At 58.9% G+C, this 23236-nt stretch carries 20 protein-coding genes; 5 read left to right on the forward strand and 15 right to left on the reverse strand.

Going from position 1 to position 23236, the window contains the following annotated elements; translation table 11 throughout:
- Positions 1-81 precede the first annotated feature (81 nt).
- From ACEN8Z_RS01525 to ACEN8Z_RS01535, 3 genes are all read right to left on the reverse strand, one after another.
- A complete protein-coding gene (locus ACEN8Z_RS01525) occupies positions 82-1191 on the reverse strand; it encodes a polyamine ABC transporter substrate-binding protein (RefSeq protein ID WP_007993128.1) in 1110 nt (369 codons plus the stop codon).
- A gap of 189 nt (positions 1192-1380) precedes the next feature.
- A complete protein-coding gene (locus tag ACEN8Z_RS01530; RefSeq protein ID WP_495596579.1) occupies positions 1381-2745 on the reverse strand; it encodes an aspartate aminotransferase family protein in 1365 nt (454 codons plus the stop codon).
- Between the two features lie 59 nt (positions 2746-2804).
- On the reverse strand, positions 2805-4163 hold the full coding sequence (locus ACEN8Z_RS01535; protein WP_008048742.1) for a glutamine synthetase family protein: 1359 nt from the start codon (positions 4161-4163) through the stop codon (positions 2805-2807).
- Positions 4164-4830: 667 nt separating this feature from the next.
- On the opposite strand from ACEN8Z_RS01535, the gene ACEN8Z_RS01540 reads away from it, so the two are divergent.
- A complete protein-coding gene (locus ACEN8Z_RS01540) occupies positions 4831-6207 on the forward strand; it encodes a glutamine synthetase family protein (protein ID WP_007993134.1) in 1377 nt (458 codons plus the stop codon).
- 241 nt (positions 6208-6448) lie between these two features.
- Positions 6449-7087 carry a TetR/AcrR family transcriptional regulator gene (locus ACEN8Z_RS01545; RefSeq protein WP_495596580.1) on the forward strand — a complete coding sequence of 213 codons (639 nt, stop codon included), beginning with the start codon at positions 6449-6451 and terminating at the stop codon, positions 7085-7087.
- A gap of 201 nt (positions 7088-7288) precedes the next feature.
- Here the strand turns inward: ACEN8Z_RS01545 and ACEN8Z_RS01550 are convergent, their stop codons facing one another.
- The 9 genes from ACEN8Z_RS01550 to ACEN8Z_RS01590 all read right to left on the reverse strand — a co-directional run bounded on the left by ACEN8Z_RS01550 (position 7289) and on the right by ACEN8Z_RS01590 (position 16340).
- A complete protein-coding gene (locus tag ACEN8Z_RS01550) occupies positions 7289-7504 on the reverse strand; it encodes a TOBE domain-containing protein (protein ID WP_007967989.1) in 216 nt (71 codons plus the stop codon).
- A gap of 33 nt (positions 7505-7537) precedes the next feature.
- Positions 7538-8344 carry an aliphatic sulfonates ABC transporter ATP-binding protein gene (ssuB, locus tag ACEN8Z_RS01555; RefSeq protein WP_495596581.1) on the reverse strand — a complete coding sequence of 269 codons (807 nt, stop codon included), beginning with the start codon at positions 8342-8344 and terminating at the stop codon, positions 7538-7540.
- Positions 8341-9123, reverse strand: coding sequence for an aliphatic sulfonate ABC transporter permease SsuC (gene ssuC, locus ACEN8Z_RS01560; RefSeq protein WP_495596582.1), 783 nt, complete (start codon positions 9121-9123; stop codon positions 8341-8343). Before ssuC ends, ssuB begins: the two co-directional genes overlap by 4 nt.
- A 9-nt stretch (positions 9124-9132) precedes the next feature.
- A complete protein-coding gene (gene ssuD, locus ACEN8Z_RS01565; protein WP_495596583.1) occupies positions 9133-10281 on the reverse strand; it encodes an FMNH2-dependent alkanesulfonate monooxygenase in 1149 nt (382 codons plus the stop codon).
- A 55-nt stretch (positions 10282-10336) separates the two neighbouring features.
- On the reverse strand, positions 10337-11302 hold the full coding sequence (locus ACEN8Z_RS01570; protein WP_495596584.1) for a sulfonate ABC transporter substrate-binding protein: 966 nt from the start codon (positions 11300-11302) through the stop codon (positions 10337-10339).
- 89 nt (positions 11303-11391) lie between these two features.
- Complete coding sequence (gene ssuE, locus ACEN8Z_RS01575; RefSeq protein WP_007993145.1) at positions 11392-11985, reverse strand: NADPH-dependent FMN reductase; 594 nt, start codon at positions 11983-11985, stop codon at positions 11392-11394.
- Positions 11986-12315: 330 nt separating this feature from the next.
- Complete coding sequence (locus tag ACEN8Z_RS01580; protein ID WP_477797416.1) at positions 12316-12954, reverse strand: peroxiredoxin; 639 nt, start codon at positions 12952-12954, stop codon at positions 12316-12318.
- Between the two features lie 292 nt (positions 12955-13246).
- Positions 13247-14587 carry an OprD family porin gene (locus ACEN8Z_RS01585; RefSeq protein ID WP_495596585.1) on the reverse strand — a complete coding sequence of 447 codons (1341 nt, stop codon included), beginning with the start codon at positions 14585-14587 and terminating at the stop codon, positions 13247-13249.
- A gap of 412 nt (positions 14588-14999) precedes the next feature.
- A complete protein-coding gene (locus tag ACEN8Z_RS01590; protein ID WP_495596586.1) occupies positions 15000-16340 on the reverse strand; it encodes an OprD family outer membrane porin in 1341 nt (446 codons plus the stop codon).
- A 364-nt stretch (positions 16341-16704) separates the two neighbouring features.
- On the opposite strand from ACEN8Z_RS01590, the gene tauA reads away from it, so the two are divergent.
- On the forward strand, positions 16705-17694 hold the full coding sequence (tauA, locus tag ACEN8Z_RS01595; protein ID WP_495596587.1) for a taurine ABC transporter substrate-binding protein: 990 nt from the start codon (positions 16705-16707) through the stop codon (positions 17692-17694).
- Between the two features lie 109 nt (positions 17695-17803).
- Here tauA and argA read toward each other — a convergent pair whose 3' ends face one another.
- Together argA and argE are read right to left on the reverse strand one after the other, a co-directional pair.
- On the reverse strand, positions 17804-19102 hold the full coding sequence (argA, locus tag ACEN8Z_RS01600; RefSeq protein WP_442096329.1) for an amino-acid N-acetyltransferase: 1299 nt from the start codon (positions 19100-19102) through the stop codon (positions 17804-17806).
- Between the two features lie 261 nt (positions 19103-19363).
- On the reverse strand, positions 19364-20527 hold the full coding sequence (gene argE, locus ACEN8Z_RS01605) for an acetylornithine deacetylase (protein WP_495596588.1): 1164 nt from the start codon (positions 20525-20527) through the stop codon (positions 19364-19366).
- Positions 20528-20684: 157 nt separating this feature from the next.
- On the opposite strand from argE, the gene ACEN8Z_RS01610 reads away from it, so the two are divergent.
- Positions 20685-22052, forward strand: coding sequence for a CYTH domain-containing protein (locus ACEN8Z_RS01610; protein ID WP_495596589.1), 1368 nt, complete (start codon positions 20685-20687; stop codon positions 22050-22052).
- Between the two features lie 161 nt (positions 22053-22213).
- On the opposite strand, the gene ACEN8Z_RS01615 is transcribed toward ACEN8Z_RS01610, so the two are convergent.
- Complete coding sequence (locus tag ACEN8Z_RS01615) at positions 22214-22684, reverse strand: Lrp/AsnC family transcriptional regulator (RefSeq protein ID WP_007993158.1); 471 nt, start codon at positions 22682-22684, stop codon at positions 22214-22216.
- A gap of 126 nt (positions 22685-22810) precedes the next feature.
- Here ACEN8Z_RS01615 and ACEN8Z_RS01620 point away from each other — a divergent pair, with 126 nt between their 5' ends.
- Positions 22811-23149, forward strand: coding sequence for an ACT-like domain-containing protein (locus ACEN8Z_RS01620; protein ID WP_495596590.1), 339 nt, complete (start codon positions 22811-22813; stop codon positions 23147-23149).
- Positions 23150-23236 lie beyond the last annotated feature (87 nt).

Genomic DNA, 23236 nt, shown 5'->3' on the forward strand with positions numbered 1-23236 from the left:
AACGATAACGCGTGGTGCCTGACACCCTGCGGTGTTCCGGCTTTTTTCGCGAGCAAGCTCGCTCCTACAAGGTTTAACTACTTACTTGCCCGACTTGATCTTGGTCCAGCTGCGGGTCATTTCACGCTGGGTTGCCGCTGGCAGGTCGGCGATGGCATACAACTTGGCCTGCACATCGGCTGGCGGGTAGATGCCTGGATCGCTGGTGATGTCTTTTTCTACCAGAGCTGTTGCAGCGGCGTTACCGTTCGGGAAGCGTACGGCGTTGGTGATACCCGCCATGACTTCAGGCTTCTGCAGGAAGGTCATGAACTTGTAGGCGCCCTGAACGTTCTCGGCATCCTTGGGAATTGCAACCATATCGAAGAAGCTACCAGCGCCTTCTTTCGGAATGGCGTAGCTGACTTTGACCTTGTCACCCGCCTCTGCAGCACGGGACTTGGCCTGCTGAACGTCACCCGAGTAGCCAACCGCTACGCAGATGTTGCCGTTGGCCAGGTCCGAGATGTACTTGGAGGAGTGGAAGTAGGTGATCGAAGGACGAATCTTGAGGAACAGTTCCTCGGCTTTCTTGATGTCTTCTTTCTTCTGGCTGTCGGTTGGCAGACCCAGGTAGTGCAGCGCGACCGGGAGCATTTCGGTCGGCGAATCGAGGAAGCTCACACCGCAACCCTTGAGCTTGGCGATGTTTTCCGGTTTGAGCAGCACGTCCCAGGAGTCGATGGTGTCGACGCCCAACGCAGCCTTGACCTTCTCCGGGTTGTAACCGATGCCGATCGAGCCCCACATGTACGGGAAGGCGTGCTTGTTGCCAGGGTCACTGACCGAAACGGCCTTGAGCAGATCCTGGTTCAGGTTTTTCCAGTTAGGCAGCTTGGACTGGTCCAGCTCCTGATATACGCCGGCCTTGATCTGCTTGGCCAGGAAGTTGTTCGATGGCACGACCACGTCGTAGCCGGACTTGCCCGCCAGCAGTTTGGCTTCCAGGGTTTCGTTGCTATCGAATACGTCGTAAACGACCTTGATCCCCGACTCTTTCTCGAAGTTCGCGATGGTGTCCGGAGCGATGTAGTCGGACCAGTTGTAGACGTGCAACACCTTGTCGTCCGCCTGAACCGCACCCGCCATCATGCCCGCGACGGACAGGGCGAGAAGTGTCTTGCCTGCAAGCTTTTTACCTAATGCCTTCATGCGTCATGCTCCAAATTTTTCTTTTTTGAACCACTTTGTTCAGCGGCCGAACCCGGGCAACTGGAACCGCGGCTAGTCTGGCAAGATCCACATCGGTCTTTCAAGGAAACGGCCACGCTTTCTGACAGTTCTGAGCGAAAGTTCCTACTTCATATGCAGAACGTTGGACCTTCGCTCAGAGCCTAGCACTTAGCCCTGCAATGCACTCAGGGTCAGGTCAAGGCACTTGCGAGCCTTGGTCACCAGTTCATCGATTTCCGCCGGTGTGATCACCAGAGGCGGAGCGATGATCATGGTGTCGCCGACTGCGCGCATGATCAGGCCATTATCGAAGCAGAACTGACGGCAGATCATGCCGACGCCCTTGCCCTCGTAACGCTTGCGAGTGGCCTTGTCCTGGACCAGTTCGATAGCCCCCAACAGCCCGACCCCACGAACTTCACCCACCAGCGGGTGATCGTTCAGTTCCCGCAGACGCTTTTGCAAATACGGTGCCGTTTCTGACTTCACGCGCTCGACAATTTTTTCGTCGCGCAGGATACGGATGTTTTCCAGCCCCACAGCCGCCGCCACCGGGTGCCCGGAATAAGTGAAGCCGTGGTTGAAGTCGCCGCCCTCATTGAGCACGTCTACCACTTCGTCACGCACGATCAGGCCACCCATAGGGATGTAGCCCGAGGTCAAGCCCTTGGCGATGGTCATCATGTCTGGCTTGAGGCCGTAGAAATCGGTACCGAACCACTCGCCGGTACGGCCGAAACCGCAAATCACTTCGTCAGCCACGAACAGGATGTCGTACTTGGCGAGGATTTCCTTGATGCGCGGCCAGTAGGTGTCTGGCGGAATGATCACGCCGCCGGCGCCCTGGATCGGCTCGGCAATAAAGGCACCGACGTTGTCGACGCCGACTTCCAGAATCTTTTCTTCCAGCTGGTTGGCCGCCCATACACCGAATTCTTCCGGGGTCATGTCGCCGCCTTCGGCGAACCAGTACGGCTGGGCAATGTGAACGATGCCCGGGATCGGCAAGTCGCCCTGTTCATGCATGTACGTCATGCCACCCAGGCTCGCGCCGGCCACGGTGGAACCGTGATAGCCGTTCTTGCGGCTGATGATGACTTTCTTCTTCGGCTGGCCCTTGATCGCCCAGTAGTGACGAACCATGCGCAGCATGGTGTCGTTGCCTTCAGAGCCGGAACCGGTGAAGAACACATGGTTCATGCCTTGCGGCGCGATGTCGGAGATAGCCTTGGCCAGTTCCAGGACCGGCGGGTGCGCGGTCTGGAAGAACAGGTTGTAGTAAGGCAGCTCGCGCATCTGTTTGCTGGCGGCATCGGCCAGTTCATCGCGACCATAACCAATCGCGACACACCACAGGCCGGCCATACCGTCGAGGATCTTGTTGCCTTCGCTGTCCCAGAGGTAAACGCCCTTGGCGTTGGTGATGATCCGCGGGCCTTTCTCTTTCAGCTGTTTGAAGTCGCTGAACGGAGCCAGGTGGTGATCATTGCTCAAGGTTTGCCATGCACGGGTTTGCGGATTGTTGCTGGTCATACGAATCTCCTAAAAAGTCCAGGTGAGAACGCCGCCCGACAACAGCGGCGCCCGGCGAATCAGACGGCGAATAGCAGGAATTCCCGTTCCCACGAACTGATCACGCGCTTGAAGTTTTCATGCTCGGCCCGCTTGACCGCGACGTAGCCAGTGATGAAATTTTTGCCCAGGTAACGCTCGATGGTCGCGCTGTTTTCCATGCGCTCCAGCGCGTCTTCGATAGTCAGCGGCAGGCGCAGGTTGCGGCGTTCATAGCCACGACCCACCACCGGCGCACTCGGGTTCAGGCCTTCGACCATGCCGATGTATCCGCAGAGCAGGCTCGCGGCAATCGCCAGGTACGGGTTGGCATCGGCGCCCGGCAGGCGGTTTTCCACCCGACGGTTATTTGGCCCGGCATCCGGAACCCGCAGGCCCACGGTGCGGTTCTCTTCGCCCCATTCCACGTTTACCGGTGCCGAGGTGTCTGGCAGGAAGCGGCGGAACGAGTTGACGTTGGGTGCGAACAGCGGCAACAGCTCGGGGATGAGTTTCTGCAAGCCACCGATGTGGTGCAGGAACAGTTGGCTCATGGTCCCGTCTTCGTTGGAGAAGATGTTCTTGCCGGTCTCGATGTCGATGATGCTCTGGTGCAAGTGCATGGCACTGCCCGGCTCGCCGGTCATCGGCTTGGCCATGAAGGTCGCGGCCACGTCGTGCTTGAGCGCGGCTTCGCGCATGGTGCGCTTGAACACCAGGATCTGGTCGGCCAGGGACAGGGCATCGCCGTGACGGAAGTTGATTTCCATCTGCGCGGTGCCGTCCTCGTGGATCAGCGTATCGAGGTCCAGGTCCTGCAGTTCACACCAGTCGTAGACGTCTTCGAACAGCGGATCGAATTCGTTCGCCGCTTCGATGGAGAACGACTGGCGACCGATTTCCGGGCGCCCGGAACGACCGATCGGCGGCTGCAGCGGGTAGTCCGGGTCGTCGCTGCGCTTGGTCAGGTAAAACTCCATTTCCGGCGCCACGATCGGCTGCCAGCCTTTGTCGGTATAGAGTTTCAGGACTTTCTTGAGCACGTTGCGTGGCGACAGCTCGATCGGGTTGCCTTGCTTGTCGTAGGTGTCGTGGATGACGATGGCGGTCGGCTCGATGGCCCACGGCACCAGGTACACCGCACTCTGGTCGGGACGGCAGATCATGTCGATGTCGGCCGGGTCGAGCAGTTCGTAATAGATGTCGTCTTCGACGTAATCGCCGGTCACGGTCTGCAACAGAACGCTTTCTGGCAGGCGCATGCCTTTTTCGGCGATGAATTTGTTGGTCGGCGAAATCTTGCCCCGGGTAATCCCGGTCAGGTCGGCGATCATGCATTCGACTTCTGTGATCTTGTGGTTTTTCAACCAATCGGTGAGCTGGTCGAGGTTGTTACTCATAAATGCCTCTAGGCTTGAGTTGTCTGCCCCCTTCAAGGTCAGGCGTTGTTTGACGCATCGGCGTCGCGTTGTAGAGCGTTTGCGCGGCAGATTATCGTGCTTGCCGACACGGCTGCAGAAGCCGGGCGTGCAGAATCGCGAGCGGTGCCCTGAACGATGGTCAGGCCGCTATTGTGAATCGGTTCTATATTGAATGGAGTAACCGTAATGGGGGTGCCATCGCGACCGTCCAGAATAACGGACGGGGACGGTTGAACCGTCAGGGACGGAAGGATCACCGGAACCGCTGAGGCCACGGAACGGACGGACGTGCCATCACTGATGTGATAAGCATGCCGACCGACCTGTCTTGAGCAGTCGGTGACGCCGATTATCGGCAGGCGAGACATGAAGCACCCCGGTATTATTGCTGTTATGGGTTTGATTCGAGCTTAGCCTTGTTCATTTTTTTACACAACACCCCCGTAAAAAATACAACACGGCCCGCTCAAGCCCGCGGCCGTCACCGCGCCAAGCGGAGTAAAAACGCCCAAAAGTGCTTCAAAAAAGCCACACGAGCGCTTTTTTAGGGCAAAAAAGGCCTCGCTTGACTTCGGCATGCCGTTCGGGTTGACTGGAATCTGAAAAGATCAATGATTGATATTTTTAACAACAAAGGTGTTGCATCATGTCGGTACCCCCGCGTGCCGTTCAGCTTAACGAAGCGAACGCGTTCCTTAAGGAACATCCTGAGGTTCTGTACGTTGACCTTCTGATTGCGGATATGAATGGTGTGGTGCGCGGCAAGCGCATCGAACGCACCAGCCTCCACAAGGTTTACGAGAAAGGCATCAACCTGCCGGCCTCTCTATTTGCTCTGGATATCAATGGCTCCACGGTGGAAAGCACCGGCCTGGGCCTGGACATCGGCGACGCCGATCGAATCTGCTATCCAATCCCCGATACCCTGTGCAACGAGCCATGGCAGAAGCGCCCGACCGCGCAACTGTTGATGACCATGCACGAACTCGAAGGTGACCCTTTCTTCGCCGACCCGCGCGAAGTGCTGCGACAAGTCGTGGCCAAGTTCGACGAGATGGGCCTGACCATCTGCGCCGCGTTCGAACTGGAGTTTTACCTGATCGACCAGGAGAACGTGAACGGTCGTCCGCAACCGCCTCGTTCGCCAGTGTCCGGCAAGCGTCCAATGTCGACCCAGGTGTACCTGATCGACGACCTCGACGAATACGTCGACTGCCTGCAAGACATCCTCGAAGGCGCGAAGGAACAGGGCATCCCGGCTGACGCCATCGTCAAGGAAAGTGCCCCGGCACAATTCGAAGTCAACCTGCACCATGTGAAAGACGCGATCAAGGCCTGCGATTACGCGGTCCTGCTCAAGCGCCTGATCAAGAACATTGCCTATGACCATGAGATGGACACCACCTTCATGGCCAAGCCTTACCCAGGCCAGGCAGGTAATGGTCTGCACGTGCACATTTCGATTCTCGACAAGGAAGGCAACAACATCTTCGCCAGCGAGGATCCCGAGCAGAACGCCGCGCTGCGACACGCGATCGGCGGTGTGCTCGAGACCCTGCCGGCGCAGATGGCGTTCCTTTGCCCGAACGTCAACTCCTACCGCCGTTTCGGCGCACAGTTCTACGTGCCGAACTCGCCGAGCTGGGGCCTGGACAACCGTACCGTGGCCGTTCGCGTACCGACCGGTGCTCCAGACTCCGTACGTATCGAACACCGCGTGGCCGGTGCCGATGCCAACCCGTACCTGCTGATGGCGTCGGTGCTGGCCGGTATTCACCACGGCCTGACCAACCAGATCGAGCCAGGCGATCCGGTGGAAGGCAACAGCTACGAGCAGAACGAGCAGAGCCTGCCGAACAACCTGCGTGATGCCCTGCGCGAGCTGGACGACAGCGAAGTCATGGCCAAGTACATCGATCCGAAATACATCGATATCTTCGTGGCCTGTAAAGAGAGCGAGCTGGAGGAGTTCGAACACTCCATCTCCGACCTCGAGTACAACTGGTACCTGCATACCGTGTAAGCGGTTGCAGTAGTGAAGAAACGCCGCCGGCCAGATAGCCTGCGGCGTTTTTTTATGGCCGCCTTCGGCGGATCGCGAGCAAGCTCGCTCCCACAGGGATCTTCTGCGAACACAACATCTGCGTTGAACACAAATCCAGTGTGGGAGCGGGCTTGCTCCGGGCGGCGTTCCGACGAAGGCGTCCGGGCAGACAACACACAACCCGACTCGTACAATGCCCGCTGCCCCGCAGGAGACTCCAATGACACGCGTAGCCCCCCCCCGTAAACCCCGCGCACGCAGCCAGGCCCGGATCGATTCGATACTCGATGCGGCCCGCACGTTGTTAGCCGCCGAGGGAGTGGCCAGTCTGTCGATCTACAGCGTCGCCGAGCGCGCGGAGATTCCGCCCTCCTCGGTCTACCATTTCTTCGCCAGCGTGCCGGCGTTGCTCGAAGCCCTGACCGCCGACGTCCACGCTGCGTTCCGCGCCTGCCTGCAAGCGCCGATCGAGCATGACGCCTTGAGCGGCTGGCGCGATTTGTCGCGACTGGTGGAACAACGCATGCTCGACATCTACGGTGAAGACGCCGCCGCCCGCCAACTCATACTGGCCCAGCACGGCCTGACCGAAGTCACCCAGGCCGACCGTCAGCACGACATCGAACTGGGCGACCTGATGCACAAACTCTTCGATCACCACTTCGAGCTGCCGAAGCTGCCGGGGGACGTTGATGTGTTTGCTTTGGCCATGGAGCTGGGCGACCGGGTGTATGCGCGTTCGGTGCAGCAGCACGGGCAGATTACGCCGCGCATGGCTGAAGAAGGGATGCGGGTGTTTGATGCCTACCTTGGGTTGTATCTGCCGCCCTATCTGCCCAAGCGCAGCATTCCGGCCTGACTCTTGTGCTGACCCCTCTGGCCTCATCGCGAGCAAGCTCGCTCCCACAAGGATCTTCAGTGAATACAGATTCTGTGAACGACAAGTAACCCTGTGGGAGCGAGCCTGCTCGCGATGGCAACACCTCGGCTGTCACTGAATCACCCGCACAAAAAACCCCGAAGGGCTCAAACCCTTCGGGGTTGTCGTTTACGCGCACGATTACAATTTGGCGATCGACACCTCCGTGGATTTCACAAACGCGATCACTTCACTGCCGACGGCCAGTTCCAGTTCTTTCACCGAGCGCGTGGTGATCACCGAAGTGACGATGCCGGAAGCGGTCTGCACGTCGATTTCCGACAGCACGTCGCCGAGGACGATTTCCTTGATGGAGCCTTTGAACTGGTTGCGAACGTTGATGGCCTTGATAGTCATGGTGTTGATTCCTGTCGTTGGGTAAGACTTGAGTTATTGAGCCCAGCGCAATTGCGTAGGCAAGGGTGAAACAGGTTCCGGATCCGGCGGCTGGCCGGGCAGCGCCAGCACGCGATTGAGCACTTCGGTTTCCAGCGCCGCCAGCCGATGGGAACCGCGCACCCGAGGGCGCGGCAGTTCCACGTGCAGATCGAGGCCGACTTCACCCTCTTCGATCAGGATCACCCGATCGGCAATCGCCACCGCTTCGCTGACGTCGTGGGTCACCAGCAACACCGTGAAGCCGTGCTGTTGCCAGAGCCGTTCGATCAACTGCTGCATTTCAATTCGAGTCAGGGCATCCAGCGCACCCAAGGGTTCGTCGAGCAACAGCAGGCGCGGCTGATGAATCAACGCACGAGCCAAAGCCACGCGTTGCTTCTGTCCACCGGACAGCGCGGCCGGCCACTCGTTGGCGCGGTCGGCCAGGCCAACCGCCTCCAAAGCCTGCAACGCTTGCGGCCGCCAGTTGCCCTTGAGGCCCAGACCGACGTTGTCGATGATCTTTTTCCAAGGCAGCAAACGCGCTTCCTGGAACATCAGCCGCGTGTCTTCCTGCGCGTCACTCAATGGCGCAGCACCGGCGAGCAACTCACCGCCCGAGGGTCGATCGAGCCCGGCGAGCAATCGCAGCAAGGTACTTTTGCCGCAACCGCTACGACCCACCACGGCGACAAACTGGCCCGCCGGAATGTGCAGATCGATCTCACGCAAGACTTGTCGCGAGCCAAAGGTTTTTTGCAGCTTGCGCACCGCCAGCGGAATCCCGCGCAGCAGGCGTGGAGGTTGCTCCGCGATCATGCCGCACCTCCCTTGGCAACCTGATACGCCGGGTGCCAGCGCAGCCACACACGTTCAAGTCCACGGGCCGCGAGGTCGGCCAGTTTGCCGAGCACCGCGTACAGCAGAATCGCCAACACCACCACGTCGGTCTGCAAGAACTCCCGGGCGTTCATTGCCAGATAGCCAATGCCGGAACTCGCGGAAATGGTTTCCGCCACGATCAACGTCAGCCACATGAAACCCAGGGCGAAGCGCACGCCGACCAGAATCGAAGGCAGCGCACCCGGCAGGATCACCTGCCAGAACAGGCTGAAACCGGACAAGCCATAACTGCGCGACATCTCCACCAGCGCCGGGTCGACGTTACGGATGCCGTGATAGGTGTTGAGGTAGATCGGGAACAACGTGCCCAGCGCCACCAGGAAAATCTTCGCCGACTCGTCGATGCCGAACCACAGGATCACCAAAGGAATCAGCGCCAGGTGCGGCACGTTGCGGATCATCTGCACCGAACTGTCCAGCAAGCGTTCGCCCCACTTCGACAGGCCGGTGATGAAGCCCAGGGTCAAGCCCAGGCCGCCGCCGATGGCGAAGCCCAACGCGGCACGCCAGCCACTGATCGCCAGATGCGTCCAGATTTCACCGCTGCGCACCAGGCTCACGCCGGCCTCGATCACGGCGATCGGTGCCGGCAGGATCCGTGTCGACAACCAGCCCGCCGACACCGACAACTGCCACACCGCCAGCAACAATATCGGCAACGCCCAGGGCGTCAGGCTGTGGATGATTTTCTTCATGACAGCGCCTCAGCTCTGCGACGCGGCTTTGGGCAGAATGTCGTTGGCGACCATCTCGCCGAACGGGCTGACGTAGCCGGCACTTTTCGGCAGTTCAGGACGTTCGACATCAAGGTGCGGGAACAGCAACTCGGCCACCCGGTACGACTCTTCCAGATGTGGGTATCCGGAAAAAATAAACGTATCGATGCCCAGGTCCGCGTACTCCTTCACGCGGGCAGCCACGGTCGGACCATCGCCCACCAGCGCCGTACCGGCACCGCCGCGCACCAGACCGACTCCGGCCCACAGGTTCGGACTGACTTCCAGGTTGTTGCGGTTGCCCCCATGCAATGCGGCCATGCGTTGCTGACCGACCGAATCGAAACGCGCCAGCGAAGCCTGGGCACGAGCGATGGTGTCGTCGTCGAGATGGGAGATCAGCCGATCCGCGGCTTTCCACGCCTCATCGTTGGTTTCGCGCACGATCACATGCAGGCGGATGCCGAAGCGCACGGTGCGGCCAAGCTTGGCGGCCTTGACACGGACCTGTTCGATTTTTTCCGCGACGGCGGCCGGTGGTTCGCCCCAGGTCAGGACCATTTCCACCTGTTCGGCGGCCAGATCCTGTGCGGCTTCCGAGGAACCGCCAAAGTACAGCGGCGGACGCGGTTGCTGGATTGGCGGATAGAGCAGTTTCGCGCCCTTCACGCTGATGTGCTGGCCGTCGTAATCGACGGTTTCACCTTCCAGCACGCGGCGCCAGATACGGGTGAATTCCACCGAGGCCTGATAACGCTCTTCGTGGCTGAGGAACAGGCCATCACCGGCCAACTCTTCCGGATCACCGCCCGTCACCAGATTGAACAACGCCCGTCCGCCGGACAGTCGATCCAGGGTCGCGGCCTGCCGCGCCGCCACCGTCGGGGAAATGATCCCGGGGCGCAGGGCGACAAGGAATTTCAAGCGCTGGGTCACCGGGATCAGCGACGCCGCCACCAGCCACGAGTCTTCGCAGGAACGCCCGGTCGGAATCAGCACCCCGCCAAAACCCAGGCGGTCAGCGGCTTGCGCGACTTGTTGCAGGTAACCGTGATCGACGGCGCGTGCGCCTTCGGCGGTGCCAAGGTAATGGCCGTCGCCGTGGGTAGGCAGGAACCAGAAGATATTGAGGCTCATATGGAGTGGTCTCCTTGGGGAATCGGTTTACTGGGCTTATGTTTCTGAGCTCTGGTTACTGAGCTTTCGCAACGGCGGCCGGCGGCGTCCAGATCACGTCTTTGATGCTCAACGGTTTGGGAATCAACTTGAGCTGGTAGAAGCTGTCGGCGATTTTCTGCTGCGCCGCAACCACTTCCGGGGTGAGGAACAGCGCACCGTAGCCCTGGCGTTTCACCGAGGTCAGGGTGATGTCCGCCGGCAGGCCGAGCAGTGGCGACACCTGTTCAGTCACGTCCTGGGGATTGGCCCTGGACCACTCGCCGACCGCGCGCACTTCTTCCACCAGGGTCTTGATCACCTCAGGATTCTTTTGTGCGTAAGGCTTGGTCGCCAGGTAGAACTGGTGGTTGTCGACGATGCCCTGGCCATCGCGCAGGGTGCGCGCTTGCAGTTGCTGTTCGGCGGCGGCCTGGTACGGGTCCCAGATCACCCAGGCATCGACGCTGCCACGCTCGAACGCGGCGCGGGCATCGGCCGGCGGCAGGAAGACGGTCTGGATGTCGGTGTACTTGAGGCCGGCATCTTCCAGCGCACGCACCAGCAGGTAGTGCACGTTGGAGCCTTTGTTGAGCACGACTTTCTTGTCCTTGAGCTCGGCTACCGATTTGATCGGCGAGTCCTTCGGCACCAGGATCGCTTCGCTGTGGGGCGCTGGCGGTTCATAGGCGACGTAGAGCAGATCTGCGCCAGCCGCTTGAGCGAACACTGGCGGTGTTTCGCCGGTAACGCCGAAGTCGATGGAGCCGACGTTCAGGCCTTCAAGCAGTTGCGGGCCACCGGGGAATTCAGTCCATTGCACGTCCACGCCTTGGGCGGCGAGACGTTTTTCCAGGGTGCCTTTGGCTTTGAGCAGCACCAGAGTGCCGTACTTTTGATAGCCGATGCGTAATGTCTCGGCCTGAGCTTGAGTAATGGCGCCGAAGGTGACAGCCGCAGCAAACAGAGCGACCAGACCACGACGCAAAATGACAGGGCGCATGGCGCTCTCCTTTTTGCAGTTGGGTTTTGGCTGCACCTGCTTGCCCGTTGGCGGGCGAGTAAGGCCAGTACTTCAATTTTCGGTGAGGCTTAAATGCTCCAGCGAGCACTCAGCAAACGATCATTCAACAGGTTCGGATCGAGCGGCTTGGGCCGTCGTGCCATGGCGCTGAAAAACAGCTCCAGCGATTCATTCAGCCGTTGCTCCAGCTCCGGCGCCAACTGCGCCAGGGCGCTGCCTTCGCCGTAAGCGATCTGACTGTCGACGGCGAAAATCCCTTGCAGCATTTCCTGGGCTTTCAATGCCGACAGTACCGGCTTGAGCGCGTAATCCACCGCCAGCATGTGGGCGATGCTGCCGCCAGTGGCCATCGGCAGAACCACTTTGTGGCTCAAGGCGCGTTCGGGCAGCAGATCCAGAACGACTTTCAGCGCTCCGGAAAACGATGCCTTGTAAACCGGTGTGGCGATCAGCAGGCCATCGGCGTTTTCAATCTGTTGCAGCAGGTCGATCACCTTGGGGCTGTCGAAGCGTGCGTGCAGCAAGTCCTCGGCCGGGAAGTCCCGTACCTGATAACTCACCACTTCCACGCCCTGCCCTTGCAACCAACGTTGGGAGCGATCCAGCAGCACCCCGGAACGAGAGCGCTGACTGGGACTGCCACCGAGTGAGACAACCAACATTCAGACGATTCCTTGCACGGTGTTGGCGATTCGCGGCTTGCGATCTCGCTTCGATGTAGTGACCTTAACAGCTGATTCATATATCTATAAATCATATTTATTCATTTGGTTATTCGTTTAAGAGATATTAAAGCTCACTTCTTCCAGACAAAAAAACAGGCCGTCGAAACGGCCTGAAATCCCCTGCTTTGTGGATGCAAACTTTGAATCCTGCTGCGTCTGATCGGCCGCTATCGCGAGCAAGCTCGCTCCCACAGGGGGCACGTGGTCAACTGTGGGAGCGAGCTTGCTCGCGATGGCGGTATCAGCCACACCGCGAATGCCAAAGACTTACCTGTTCGGCTGCGGCGTCAGTCGCAAATACGGCTTAACCGCCCGATAGCCCTTGGGAAAGCGCTGTTTGATTTCATCCTCATCCTTGAGCGACGGCACGATCACCACCTCATCACCGTCCTGCCAATTGGCCGGTGTGGCCACCTTGTAGTTGTCGGTGAGTTGCAGCGAGTCGATCACTCGCAGGATTTCATTGAAGTTGCGGCCGGTGCTCGCCGGGTAGGTAATCGTCAGCCGAACCTTTTTGTTCGGGTCGATCACGAACAGCGAGCGTACGGTCAGGGTATCGTTGGCGTTGGGATGGATCAGGTCGTAGAGGTCCGAGACCTTGCGGTCGGCGTCATCCAGGATCGGAAAGTTGACCACGGTGTCCTGGGTTTCGTTGATGTCCTCGATCCACTTGTGGTGCGACTCCACCGGGTCCACCGACAACGCGATGGCCTTGACTCCACGCTGGGCGAACTCATCCTTGAGCCTGGCGGTGAAGCCCAATTCAGTGGTGCACACCGGTGTGAAATCCGCCGGATGGGAAAACAGCACGCCCCAGCTATCGCCCAGCCACTGATGGAAACGGATGATGCCGGCGCTGGAATTCTGCTCGAAATCGGGGGCGATATCGCCAAGTCTGAGACCCATGGTGCTGCTCCTTGTGAGTGCTTGATGGGTTCAACTGTGCCTGTGTTTTTTATCTATTAAAAAGAATAAATATCAATTTATTTAGATCATAAAGAAATATTAAAGATCTGTTCACTGGACGTGCACGCACAACCCGCCGAACATCGTCCCCAAGGTTCGAGAAGGCCTTGAGTTGCTGCAAAGAGGGAAATTCAAGGCGGGATTACGGGGGTGAACCCGTCTTGGAAATGCAAAAGCCCCGCCCGGTGCAATACCGGGCGGGGCTTTTTTTGTCTCGGTTACGCGGGCGCTATTACAACAGCGGGATCGAGTAGCTGAGGATCAGGCGGTTTTCGTCCTGCGAACGCGTGTTCGGCAGGTCGGTGCGCCAGGTAGCGTTTTTCCACGTCAGACCCAGGTTTTTCAGCGGACCTTCCTGAACCACGTAAGCCACGCTCAGATCGCGCTCCCACTCGGAAGCACCGTTGGCCGCCTCCCCACCCTTGGCGTTAACGGTATCGATATTGTCGCCGTGCAGGTACACCAGACCCGCGGTCAGGCCAGGTACGCCGACTTTGGCGAAGTCGAACGAGTAGCGTGCTTGCCAGGTTTTCTCGCCGGCACGGCCGAACTTCTGGATTTGCGAATCGGTGATGGTGTAGTTCGACGAACCGTCACCCTGGTTCAGCCAAGGGAAGTCGCTGCTGCCGTTGCTGACCTGGTAACCGCCACCGAAGGTATGACCGGCAACCGAATACAGGAACAGGCCGCTGTACAGGTTGTTGTCGACCTTGCCTTTACCGTTTGGCGCGTTGTAGTTGCCGGTGGTGAAGAACAGAGGGTCGTGACCGTTGGCACCATCATCAGAGCTGTTGAAATAACGGAAATCCGACTTCAACACACCCGGGCCGATTGCCCAGTTGTGAACCAGACCCAGGAAGTGTTGCTTGTAGAACTCTTCCAGCTTGCCGTAGTAGTACTGGGCCGTCAGGTCCTTGGTGATTTTGTAGTCACCACCGGCGTAGATGAACTTGTTGCTGTCGCGGAATTTGGTGCCGCGAGTGTTCGCACCGGAAATCGACATCTGCTCGTTGTTGCTGGAGTTACGGCCTTTAACGGCTTCGATCTGACCACCGACCAGCGACAGGTCCTTGATCTCGGCGGAAGTGATCTGGCCACCCTGCCAGGTTTGCGGCAGCAAACGACCATCGTTGGTCACGATCACCGGGTTTTTCGGCTGCAGGGTACCCAGCTTCAGTTCGGTCTGGGAAACCTTGGCCTTGGCAGTCAGGCCCAGGCTGGAGAAATTATCAACCGCCTCGCCGTTGGATTTGCTCGGGAAAACCGTGCCGCCGTAAGAGGTCGCCGTGGCGCCGTTGGTGCCGCCACCCGAATCCAGCTTGACGCCCAGCAAACCGATTGCATCGATACCGAAGCCGACGGTGCCTTGGGTGTAACCGGAGATGAAACGCAGATCGAAGCCCTGGCCCCATTCTTCGTTTTTGTTGGCACCGGCACCGTCACGGTTGTCGGTATTGATGTAGAAGTTGCGCAGCCCCAATGTTGCCTTGCTGTCTTCGATGAAACCCGCGGCGCTAGCCTGCTGGGCCAATACCCCGACGGCCACAGCCATGGCCAAGGTGGACTTGTTCATGTTTCGCTCCTCTCGTTTCTAATTCTGATGTTTCTGGTCCCGAATCGAATGCCCGGGATCCTGAATGCATAAACTCGCGGTAAACCGTCTAGGCCGGTCGTTTGGCGGGCCGCAGGATACATGGCCTTAAAGCCAAAAAGAATTTATTAATGTTTTTTAATGCCGTATTGGAATATTGCTTCCCACGACAGATCCGAGGTATCGGCGGCAAGGCCAATTCCTGAACCTGATCAATTGTCGAGGGACGAAATTGCCGAATCCGAGCTCAGGGATGAGTGTCGGACAGGCGCACTTTAAGCGGGATGGTTAAAAACCAAAAAGAATAAAAAAGAAATAGCATCTTTGTTTATGGAATATGAAGTTCGACACAAAAAAAAGCCCCGCCAACCGACGGGGCTTTTTCTTGCGGTTTTTACATGAAGCTGTAGGTGTAGTTGAAGATCAGACGGGTCTGGTCCTGGTCAAGGGTGCTGGTGTTGCCACGGTAGGTACCGTGACGCAGCGTCGTGCCAAACCCTTTCAGTGCGCCCGTTTGAATCACGTAATCAATACGCGCGTCGGTCTCGTGCTCACTCAGGTCTTTACCAACACCATTGGTAGCCTTGATGTCCTGGCCATTCAAGTAAGCAATCGAAGCCTTCAAGCCTGGCACGCCCAGGGAGGCGAAGTCATAGGAGTACTGACCGTACGTGGTGTTTTCACCGGCACGGATAAAGCTGCCAACTGTGGCGTCGGTAAAGGAGTAGAAGCTCGCGCCGCCGGCACCTTCAGGATTACCGTTGCTATCGACAAGGTTGCCTTGGTTCAGGAAAACGAAGCCGCCGTCATCGTTGACACGCTGATGTCCGAGCAGGAACGCGTTGCCACCCAGGGTATAGGTGAACGTGGCGCTCCAGGTCTTGTTATCGACCTCACCCGGGTTCTTGGCGAAACCGTTGTTGTTGTTGAAACGGAAACCCGGATCGCCGTTCTTGCCGTCGGAGCTGCTGTCAAAATAACGGATATCGGTCTTGAACGACTGATTGGCCGCGATCGGGTAGACGTGCACCAGGCCGAGGAAGTTCTGCTTGTAGAAATCTTCCAGGTTCGCATAGTAGTACTGCAGCAAGAGGTCTTTGGTGACCTTCCAGTCAGCACCGGCGTATTGGAATTTATTACTGTCCTCAGTAGCGCCAGCCACAGACAGGCCAGTGGAGTTCGAGGAGGCGCGACCCGACGCGTGCTCCAGTTGACCCAAGTTGAAGGTCACATTGTCGATTTCTTTGGAGGTGATGGTGCCACCTTCAAAGGTCTGCGGCAGCAGACGGCTGTCGTTCGCGATCAGGATCGGCAGGTTCGGTGCCAGAGCGCCACCCAGGTGGGCTTCGGTCTTCGAGAAGCGCGCCTTGACGTTGCCATCCAGACGGCTCCACTCGTCGGCCGCCTCATTGCCATCGCTAGGGAAGAATGAGTTGCTGTTACCGGTAGGGTGATGCCCCTTGCCGCCATCCAGGTGGATACCGACGAGTGCCTGAGCATCGATACCGAAGCCGACAGTACCTTGGGTAAAACCGGACAGGTAGTCGAACTTCAGACCCTCAGCGGTTTCGCGCTGACGGTTGGCTGGAGTACTCGCCCCTTCACGCATATCGGCGTCGTAATACATGGTGCGAGAGCTGATGGACGCCTTGCTGTCTTCCAGGAAACCTGCGGCGCCTGCCTGCTGCGCCAAAACCCCAACGGTCACGGCCAAAGCCAAGGTGGACTTGTTCATTGTGAAGCTCCTCTCGATTCTAATTCTTGTGTTCCTGGTCTCGAGTCGACGCCCGAAATCCTAAGATGCGCGATTAGCGCCAGAGCGTGACCCATAAGTCAATCGTAACCATATGTGTCTACGACCATAGTCTAATCCCCGGTTTTTTGGTCCCTGCAGGGTCATGAATTCGTCATGAACCTGAAAAGAATTACCCGATTCTTTTCTAATACCGTTTAGGAATTTAGCTCCCAACTCTCTAACTACCCCAGAATAGAGGGTTTTTCTTACAAGCTAATTCCTAATCGGTATTTGTTTTTGATTTTTTAGATCGATTAGTTTCTGACGCAATTCGGAAACAAATCCTTTACCGAAAGGCAGCCCCATGACGACTAAACGCGCACTATCCGGACCAATTGTTACAGTTTGTGTATCGTTCGCATTTTCTTTCACCGCTCATGCGGCGAACCTCACCGTCGGCTATCAAACCGGCATCGACCCCAGCAAAGTCCCTCAGGCCGATGGCCTTTATGAAAAAACCATCGGCCAGCCCATCGACTGGCGACGCTTCAACAGCGGCCCGGAAGTGGTCACGGCGATTGCCTCCGGCGATGTGCAAATCGGCAATCTCGGCTCCAGTCCGTTGGCCGCTGCCGCCTCGCGCAACCTGCCAATTGTCGCGTTCATCGTTTCGGCCCAGATCAATGCCGCCGAAGCGCTGGTGGTGCGCAACGGCAGCGGCATCGAAAAACCGCAAGATCTGATCGGAAAGACCATCGCCACACCATTCGTTTCAACCTCCCACTACAGCCTGCTTGGCGCGTTGAAGCACTGGGGCCTGGACAGCTCGAAAGTCAAAGTGGTGAACCTGCAGCCAGCGGAAATCGCGGCAGCCTGGAAACGTGGTGATATTGATGGCGCGTTTGTCTGGTCGCCTGCCCTGGGGGAAATCCGCAAGAACGGCAAGACCTTGACCGATGCCGCACAGGTGGGCCAATGGGGGGCGCCGACCTTTGAGGTCTGGGTGGCGCGCAAGGATTACGCCGAAAAACACCCGGAGGTCGTGGCAAAGTTCGCCAGGGTCACCCTGGATTCATTCGCCGACTATGCCGCTCATAAAGACCAATGGACCGCTGATTCACTGCCTGTCCGGAAAATCGCCAAATTGACCGGTGCCAATGCCGCTGATGTACCGGAGCTATTGGCCGGTTCCGCATTCCCGGATGCCCGGGCGCAACAGAGCACCGCGTTGCTGGACGGCGGCACTGCCAAGGCCATTGGCGAGACGGCGAAATTCTTGAAGGAACAAGGGAAGGTCGAGACGGTGCTGCCGGATTACTCGCCGTATGTCAGCGCGAAGTTTGTCACTGAATAACAGCTGAAGGCTGCTATGCAGCCAATCGCGAGGCAAGCTCGCTCCCACAGGGTTCTCTGATGTCCGCAGACCTGTGGGAGCGAGCTTGCTCACGATGGGAGCGCCGCGATTACAGGGCTTTTTCGAAGATCTTCGAATTACGCTGATAGTTGTACAGCGACGCCCGCGCCGACGGCAGTCGGTCGACGCTGCTGGGTTCGAAACCGCGTTCGCGGAACCAGTGCGCGGTGCGGGTGGTGAGGACGAACAAGGTTTTCAACCCCTGAGCCCGTGCGCGATCTTCAATGCGTTCCAGCAGCTCATCGCCGCGACCGCCATGGCGGTACTCCGGATTCACCGCCAGACACGCCAGCTCACCCGCGTCCGAATCGGCGATCTGATACAGCGCCGCACAGGCGATGATCATGCCTTCGCGCTCAACCACGCTGAACTGCTCGATTTCGCGTTCCAGCACCTCGCGGGAACGGCGCACCAGGATGCCCTGCTCTTCCAGCGGACTGATCAGGTCCAGCAAACCGCCGACGTCTTCAATGGCCGCTTCGCGCACCACTTCGAACTGCTCCTGGGCCACCAGCGTACCGCCACCGTCGCGAGTGAACAGTTCGGTCAACAGTGCACCGTCTTCGGCGTAGCTGACGATATGGCTGCGGGCTACGCCGCCACGGCAAGCTTCGGCCGCGGCATCCAGCAATTCTGCCTGATAGTTGCTGCCCAAGCGTTGCAGATGCGCCGGCACTTGCTGCGGACGCAGTTCGCGCACCAGGCGCCCGTGTTCATCGATCAGGCCCAGGTCGGCACCGAACAGCAGCAGCTTGTCCGCACCCAGGTCGATGGCCGCACGAGTGGCGACGTCTTCGCAGGCAAGGTTGAAAATCTCCCCGGTCGGCGAGTAGCCCAGCGGCGACAGCAGCACGATGGAGCGCTCGTCCAGCAGACGGTTGATGCCCTTGCGGTCGACCCGGCGCACTTCGCCGGTGTGGTGATAGTCGACGCCTTCAAGCACGCCGATCGGCCGTGCCGTCACCAGGTTGCCGCTGGCCACCCGCAGGCGTGAACCCTGCATCGGCGACGAGGCCATGTCCATCGACAGGCGAGCCTCGATGGCAATGCGCAACTGGCCGACCGCGTCGATCACGCACTCCAGGGTCGCGGCATCGGTGATGCGCATGCCGTGGTGGTAATGCGGGGTCAGGCCACGGGCCGCGAGGCGCGCTTCGATTTGCGGCCGGGAACCGTGAACCAGCACCAGACGCACGCCCAGGCTGTGCAACAGCACCAGGTCGTGGACGATATTGCCGAAGTTTGGGTGTTCAACGCCGTCGCCGGGCAGCATGACGACAAAGGTGCAATCGCGGTGGGCGTTGATGTAAGGCGAAGCGTGACGAAGCCAATTGACGTATTCGGGCATGAACCTGGGCCTGTAATAAATAGCAGCCGAAAAAAGGGCGAAACTGAAAACGCACAGCGGGCTGATGGTTATCGTCGGAACAGGCTTGGCGACACGCGCGCTCTCCTCATGAATACGGGTTTGAATACCGGCAATTTATACGGCTTGTCAGGCAAATCACAGCCCCTGTAGGAGCGAGCTTGCTCGCGATGGACTTCAACGATTACGCGACCTTTCTGAATGGACGCGTGGCCCTTGCGTTCATCGCGAGCAAGCTCGCTCCTACAGGGCCGCGGTTTGGGTCGGTGTCAGGCAATAGTGTTCGATCAGTTGCCTTAATAGATGCACCGTAGGCTGCAAACGTGACATTTCGAGGTATTCCCCCGGCTGGTGGGCGCAGGCGATATCACCCGGGCCAAGTACCAGCGTTTCACAGCCGAGGCGCTGAAGATAAGGTGCTTCGGTGCCGAACGCCACTGCTTCGGCGCTATGGCCGGTGAGCTTTTCGGCGAGCCGCACCAGTTCCGCATCCGCGGCCTGCTCGAAGGGCGGCACTTCCGGGAACAGTGGCGCGTAGTCGATCCTGACCTGATGCCGCTCGGCGATCGGGTTGAGCTTCTGCAGGATCTCGGCACGCAAGACCTTGGGGTCCATGCCGGGCAACGGCCGCAAATCGAATTCCAGCGAGCACTGGCCGCAGATACGGTTAGGGTTGTCGCCGCCATGAATGCAGCCGAAATTCATCGTCGGGGTCGGCACGCCAAACTGTGGATTGCGGAATTCGCGCTGCCACAACAAGCGCAGGCCGCGCAGTTCACCGATGGCATCGTGCATCGCTTCCAGGGCGCTGTGGCCCAGGCGCGGGTCGGAGGAATGACCGCTCTGACCGAGGATGTCGATGCGCTCCATCATGATGCCTTTGTGCATGCGGATCGGCTTGAGCCCGGTCGGCTCGCCGATCACCGCCGCGCGTCCCAACGGCCGTCCCGCTTCGGCCAGCGCGCGGGCGCCGGACATCGAGCTTTCTTCGTCACACGTGGCGAGAATCAGCAATGGCTGCTTGAACGGTTGATCGAGCAGCGGTTTGACCGCTTCGATGGCCAGGGCGAAAAAGCCCTTCATGTCGCAACTGCCCAGACCGACCCAACGACCATCGACTTCGGTCAGTTTCAGCGGATCGGTCTGCCACAACGCAGCGTCGAACGGCACGGTGTCGCTGTGCCCGGCGAGCACCAGGCCACCGGGGCCGGAACCGAAACTGGCCAGCAGGTTGAACTTGCCGGGGCTGACTTGCTGGATCTCGCAGGTAAAACCCAGCTCACCGAGCCACGTCGCCAGCAGGTCGATCACCGGGCCGTTGGTTTGATCGAGACTGGGCTGGGTACAACTGACGGACGGTGCGGCGATCAGCGCAGCGAATTGTTCTTTCATCGATGGCAATGGCATCGCTGACTCCCGGCTCCCGAATTGAAGTCCATCATAGAACCAACCGGTGACAGGAATAAACCGTCGCGGCGCGGACGGACCTTGAGTCCTGTACACTGCACGACCTTGGCAGCCACACATTCCCCCGGCTGCGCTCCCGATCCTGGATTTTCCGGCCATGCAGAAAGAAACCGAAATCAAACTCCGCGTCAGCCGCGAAACCCTCGCCGCCCTGCGCGAGCACCCGTTACTGAAAAAACGCAACAAAAGTGGCTGGGAACGCCGTGAGTTGATGAACCAGTACTTCGACACGCCCGAGCGCGATCTGGCCCAGGCCAAAGTCGCCCTGCGCCTGCGCAAGGATGGCGACGAAGTGATTCAGACCCTCAAGACCCGTGGCCAGAGCGTCGCCGGTTTGTCGGTGCGTAACGAGTACGACTGGAAACTACCCAAAGCCAAGCTCGACCTGAAGAAACTCGACGGCGAGTGCTGGCCCGAGGAACTGGCCGAACTTGACAAGAAAACCCTGAAGCCGATCTTCACCACCGACTTCGTCCGCGAACGTGCGGAAATCGCCTGGGGTCGCGGCAAGACCAAAGTAGTCATCGAAGCCGCGCTGGACCTGGGTCACGTCGTGGTCGGCAAGCAGAAAGAAGAAATCTGTGAGCTGGAACTGGAACTGCGCGAAGGCGAGCCGGCCGCGTTGCTGGAACTGGCCGCCGAGCTGGCCGAGAAACTGGCCCTGATGCCATGTGACATCAGCAAGGCCGAGCGTGGTTATCGCCTGTACGACGCCCACAGCTATTCGTTGAGCTTGCCGGCGCCGCAGATCACTGCCGAAACACCGCTGGACGACGCATTCGCTGCACTGAGCTGGCATTTGCTGGGCAGCAGCCAGCGTCTGGCCGAACAGTATCGCTTCAACGGTCACTGGCGCCTGTTGCAGGACTGGGTCGAAAACCTCGCGGAAATGCGCGCCCTGATCAGCAGCCTCGGCCAGGCCGCACCGCGTCAGTCGACCCACGATCTGCGTGTCGCCCTCGATGCCTTGCTGGAAGACTGGCGCCCGCTGGTCCAGGCCGGTCTGGAAGATGAAGACGTGCGCAAAGCCGCGCCGGAGCAGTTCCTCGAAGAACTCGAAGACCCGCGCTGGGGCCTGTTCTCCCTGACCACCTCACGCTGGCTGCTGGCCCGCACCTGGGCCGCCGACCGCAACACCCGTGGCAATCGCCAGGGCGCTGCGCAACTGGGCAGCTGGTTGCCACGCCTGCTGGGCGAGGAAGCCACTTCGCTGCAATTGCAGCGTTATCAGCAACAGCCGGAAGACCTGGCCGAGCAGCTGCCACGCATCGAACGCATCCAGGTCTGGCTGCACCATGCGCGTAACGTGCTGGAGATTCCGGAAATGGATCGCCTGTACGGCGAGCTGAACAAACTGGCCCAACTGGCCAACGAATCGATCACCGACGAAGTCCTGGATGCGCGCAAGCAGCAGGCGATTGCGGTGTATCAGAACCGTGCCTGGAAAATGCTGCTGCGCCTGTAACAGCCAGTACCTGTGGCGAGGGGGCTCGCCCCCGTTCGGCTGCGAAGCGGCCGTGAAACCAACCGACTCGGTATGCCTGATGTACCAGACCGGCTGGTTTCAGGAGTCCTTCGGACTCCAACGGGGGCAAGCCCCCTCGCCACAAGGTCCCTCAAACTTCATCAGCGCACCACCGGCAAACTGGTAGTCGACTTGATCTCCGACAACGCCACAATCGAATTGACCTCCTGAATCCCCGGCACCATCGACAGCTTCTCGAAGAAGAAGCGCTCGTAGGCCTCGATGTCCGCCGTGACAATCCGCAGCAAGAAATCCACCGCCCCCATCAGCACGTAACACTCCAGCACCTCCGGAAAGCCGCGAATCGCCTCGGTGAATTCGGTAAAGTTCGAACGCCCGTGGGCATTGAGTTTCACCTCCGCGAAGATCTGCGTATTCAGACCGATTTTTTTGCGGTCGAGCAAAGTTACCTGGCCGCGAATGATGCCTTCCTCTTTCATCCGCTGAATCCGCCGCCAGCACGGCGATTGCGAGAGACCCACCTGCTCGGCGATCTGCGCGCTGGAGAGCGAAGCGTCCTCTTGCAGCAAGGCGAGAATCTTGCGGTCGTAACTGTCCAGCTCGCTTTGCATAAAAAAACCTTTTATTGATCAACACACGAATTAATTGATTCTACTTTTTTATCATTTAGCCAATCATAGAGAAGAAATACCCGGCACTGGATGTAAAAATTTCTCCAGTGATTTTGGAGCCCGACCATGCCGTATCTCGAAGCCGTGAACACCCCGTCCACCCGCGCCGATGTCTGGAACATCAGCAACACCCACTGCCGGGTTCGCTATCAAATGCTGGCCGAGGCAGAACCTGACCTGCTGTGCCGCGCCCTCAACCTGTTCGCCTTGCAATTGCTCACGCCGGAACAGGTCAACGTGCAGCGCCAGAATGACTGGCTGGACATTGCGATCGTCATCGACGGTTTGAGCTGGCACCGCGCGCAAGTGATTGCGGAAAAACTTCGTAACCTGATCAGCGTTTGCTCGGTGGAGCTGCAAGAAGCTGATTCTGCATGGGCCGAAGCAGCTCAAGCAGTGGGCTGAAAAACCCCGAAACGGCTTTGTCGGGTAGTGGCCCAACGGTCAGCCGGGCCACGGCTATCCTTTGCGGACTGTCGTTCAAAAGGAGCC

This window comes from Pseudomonas sp. Pseusp10 (genome assembly GCF_059492225.1).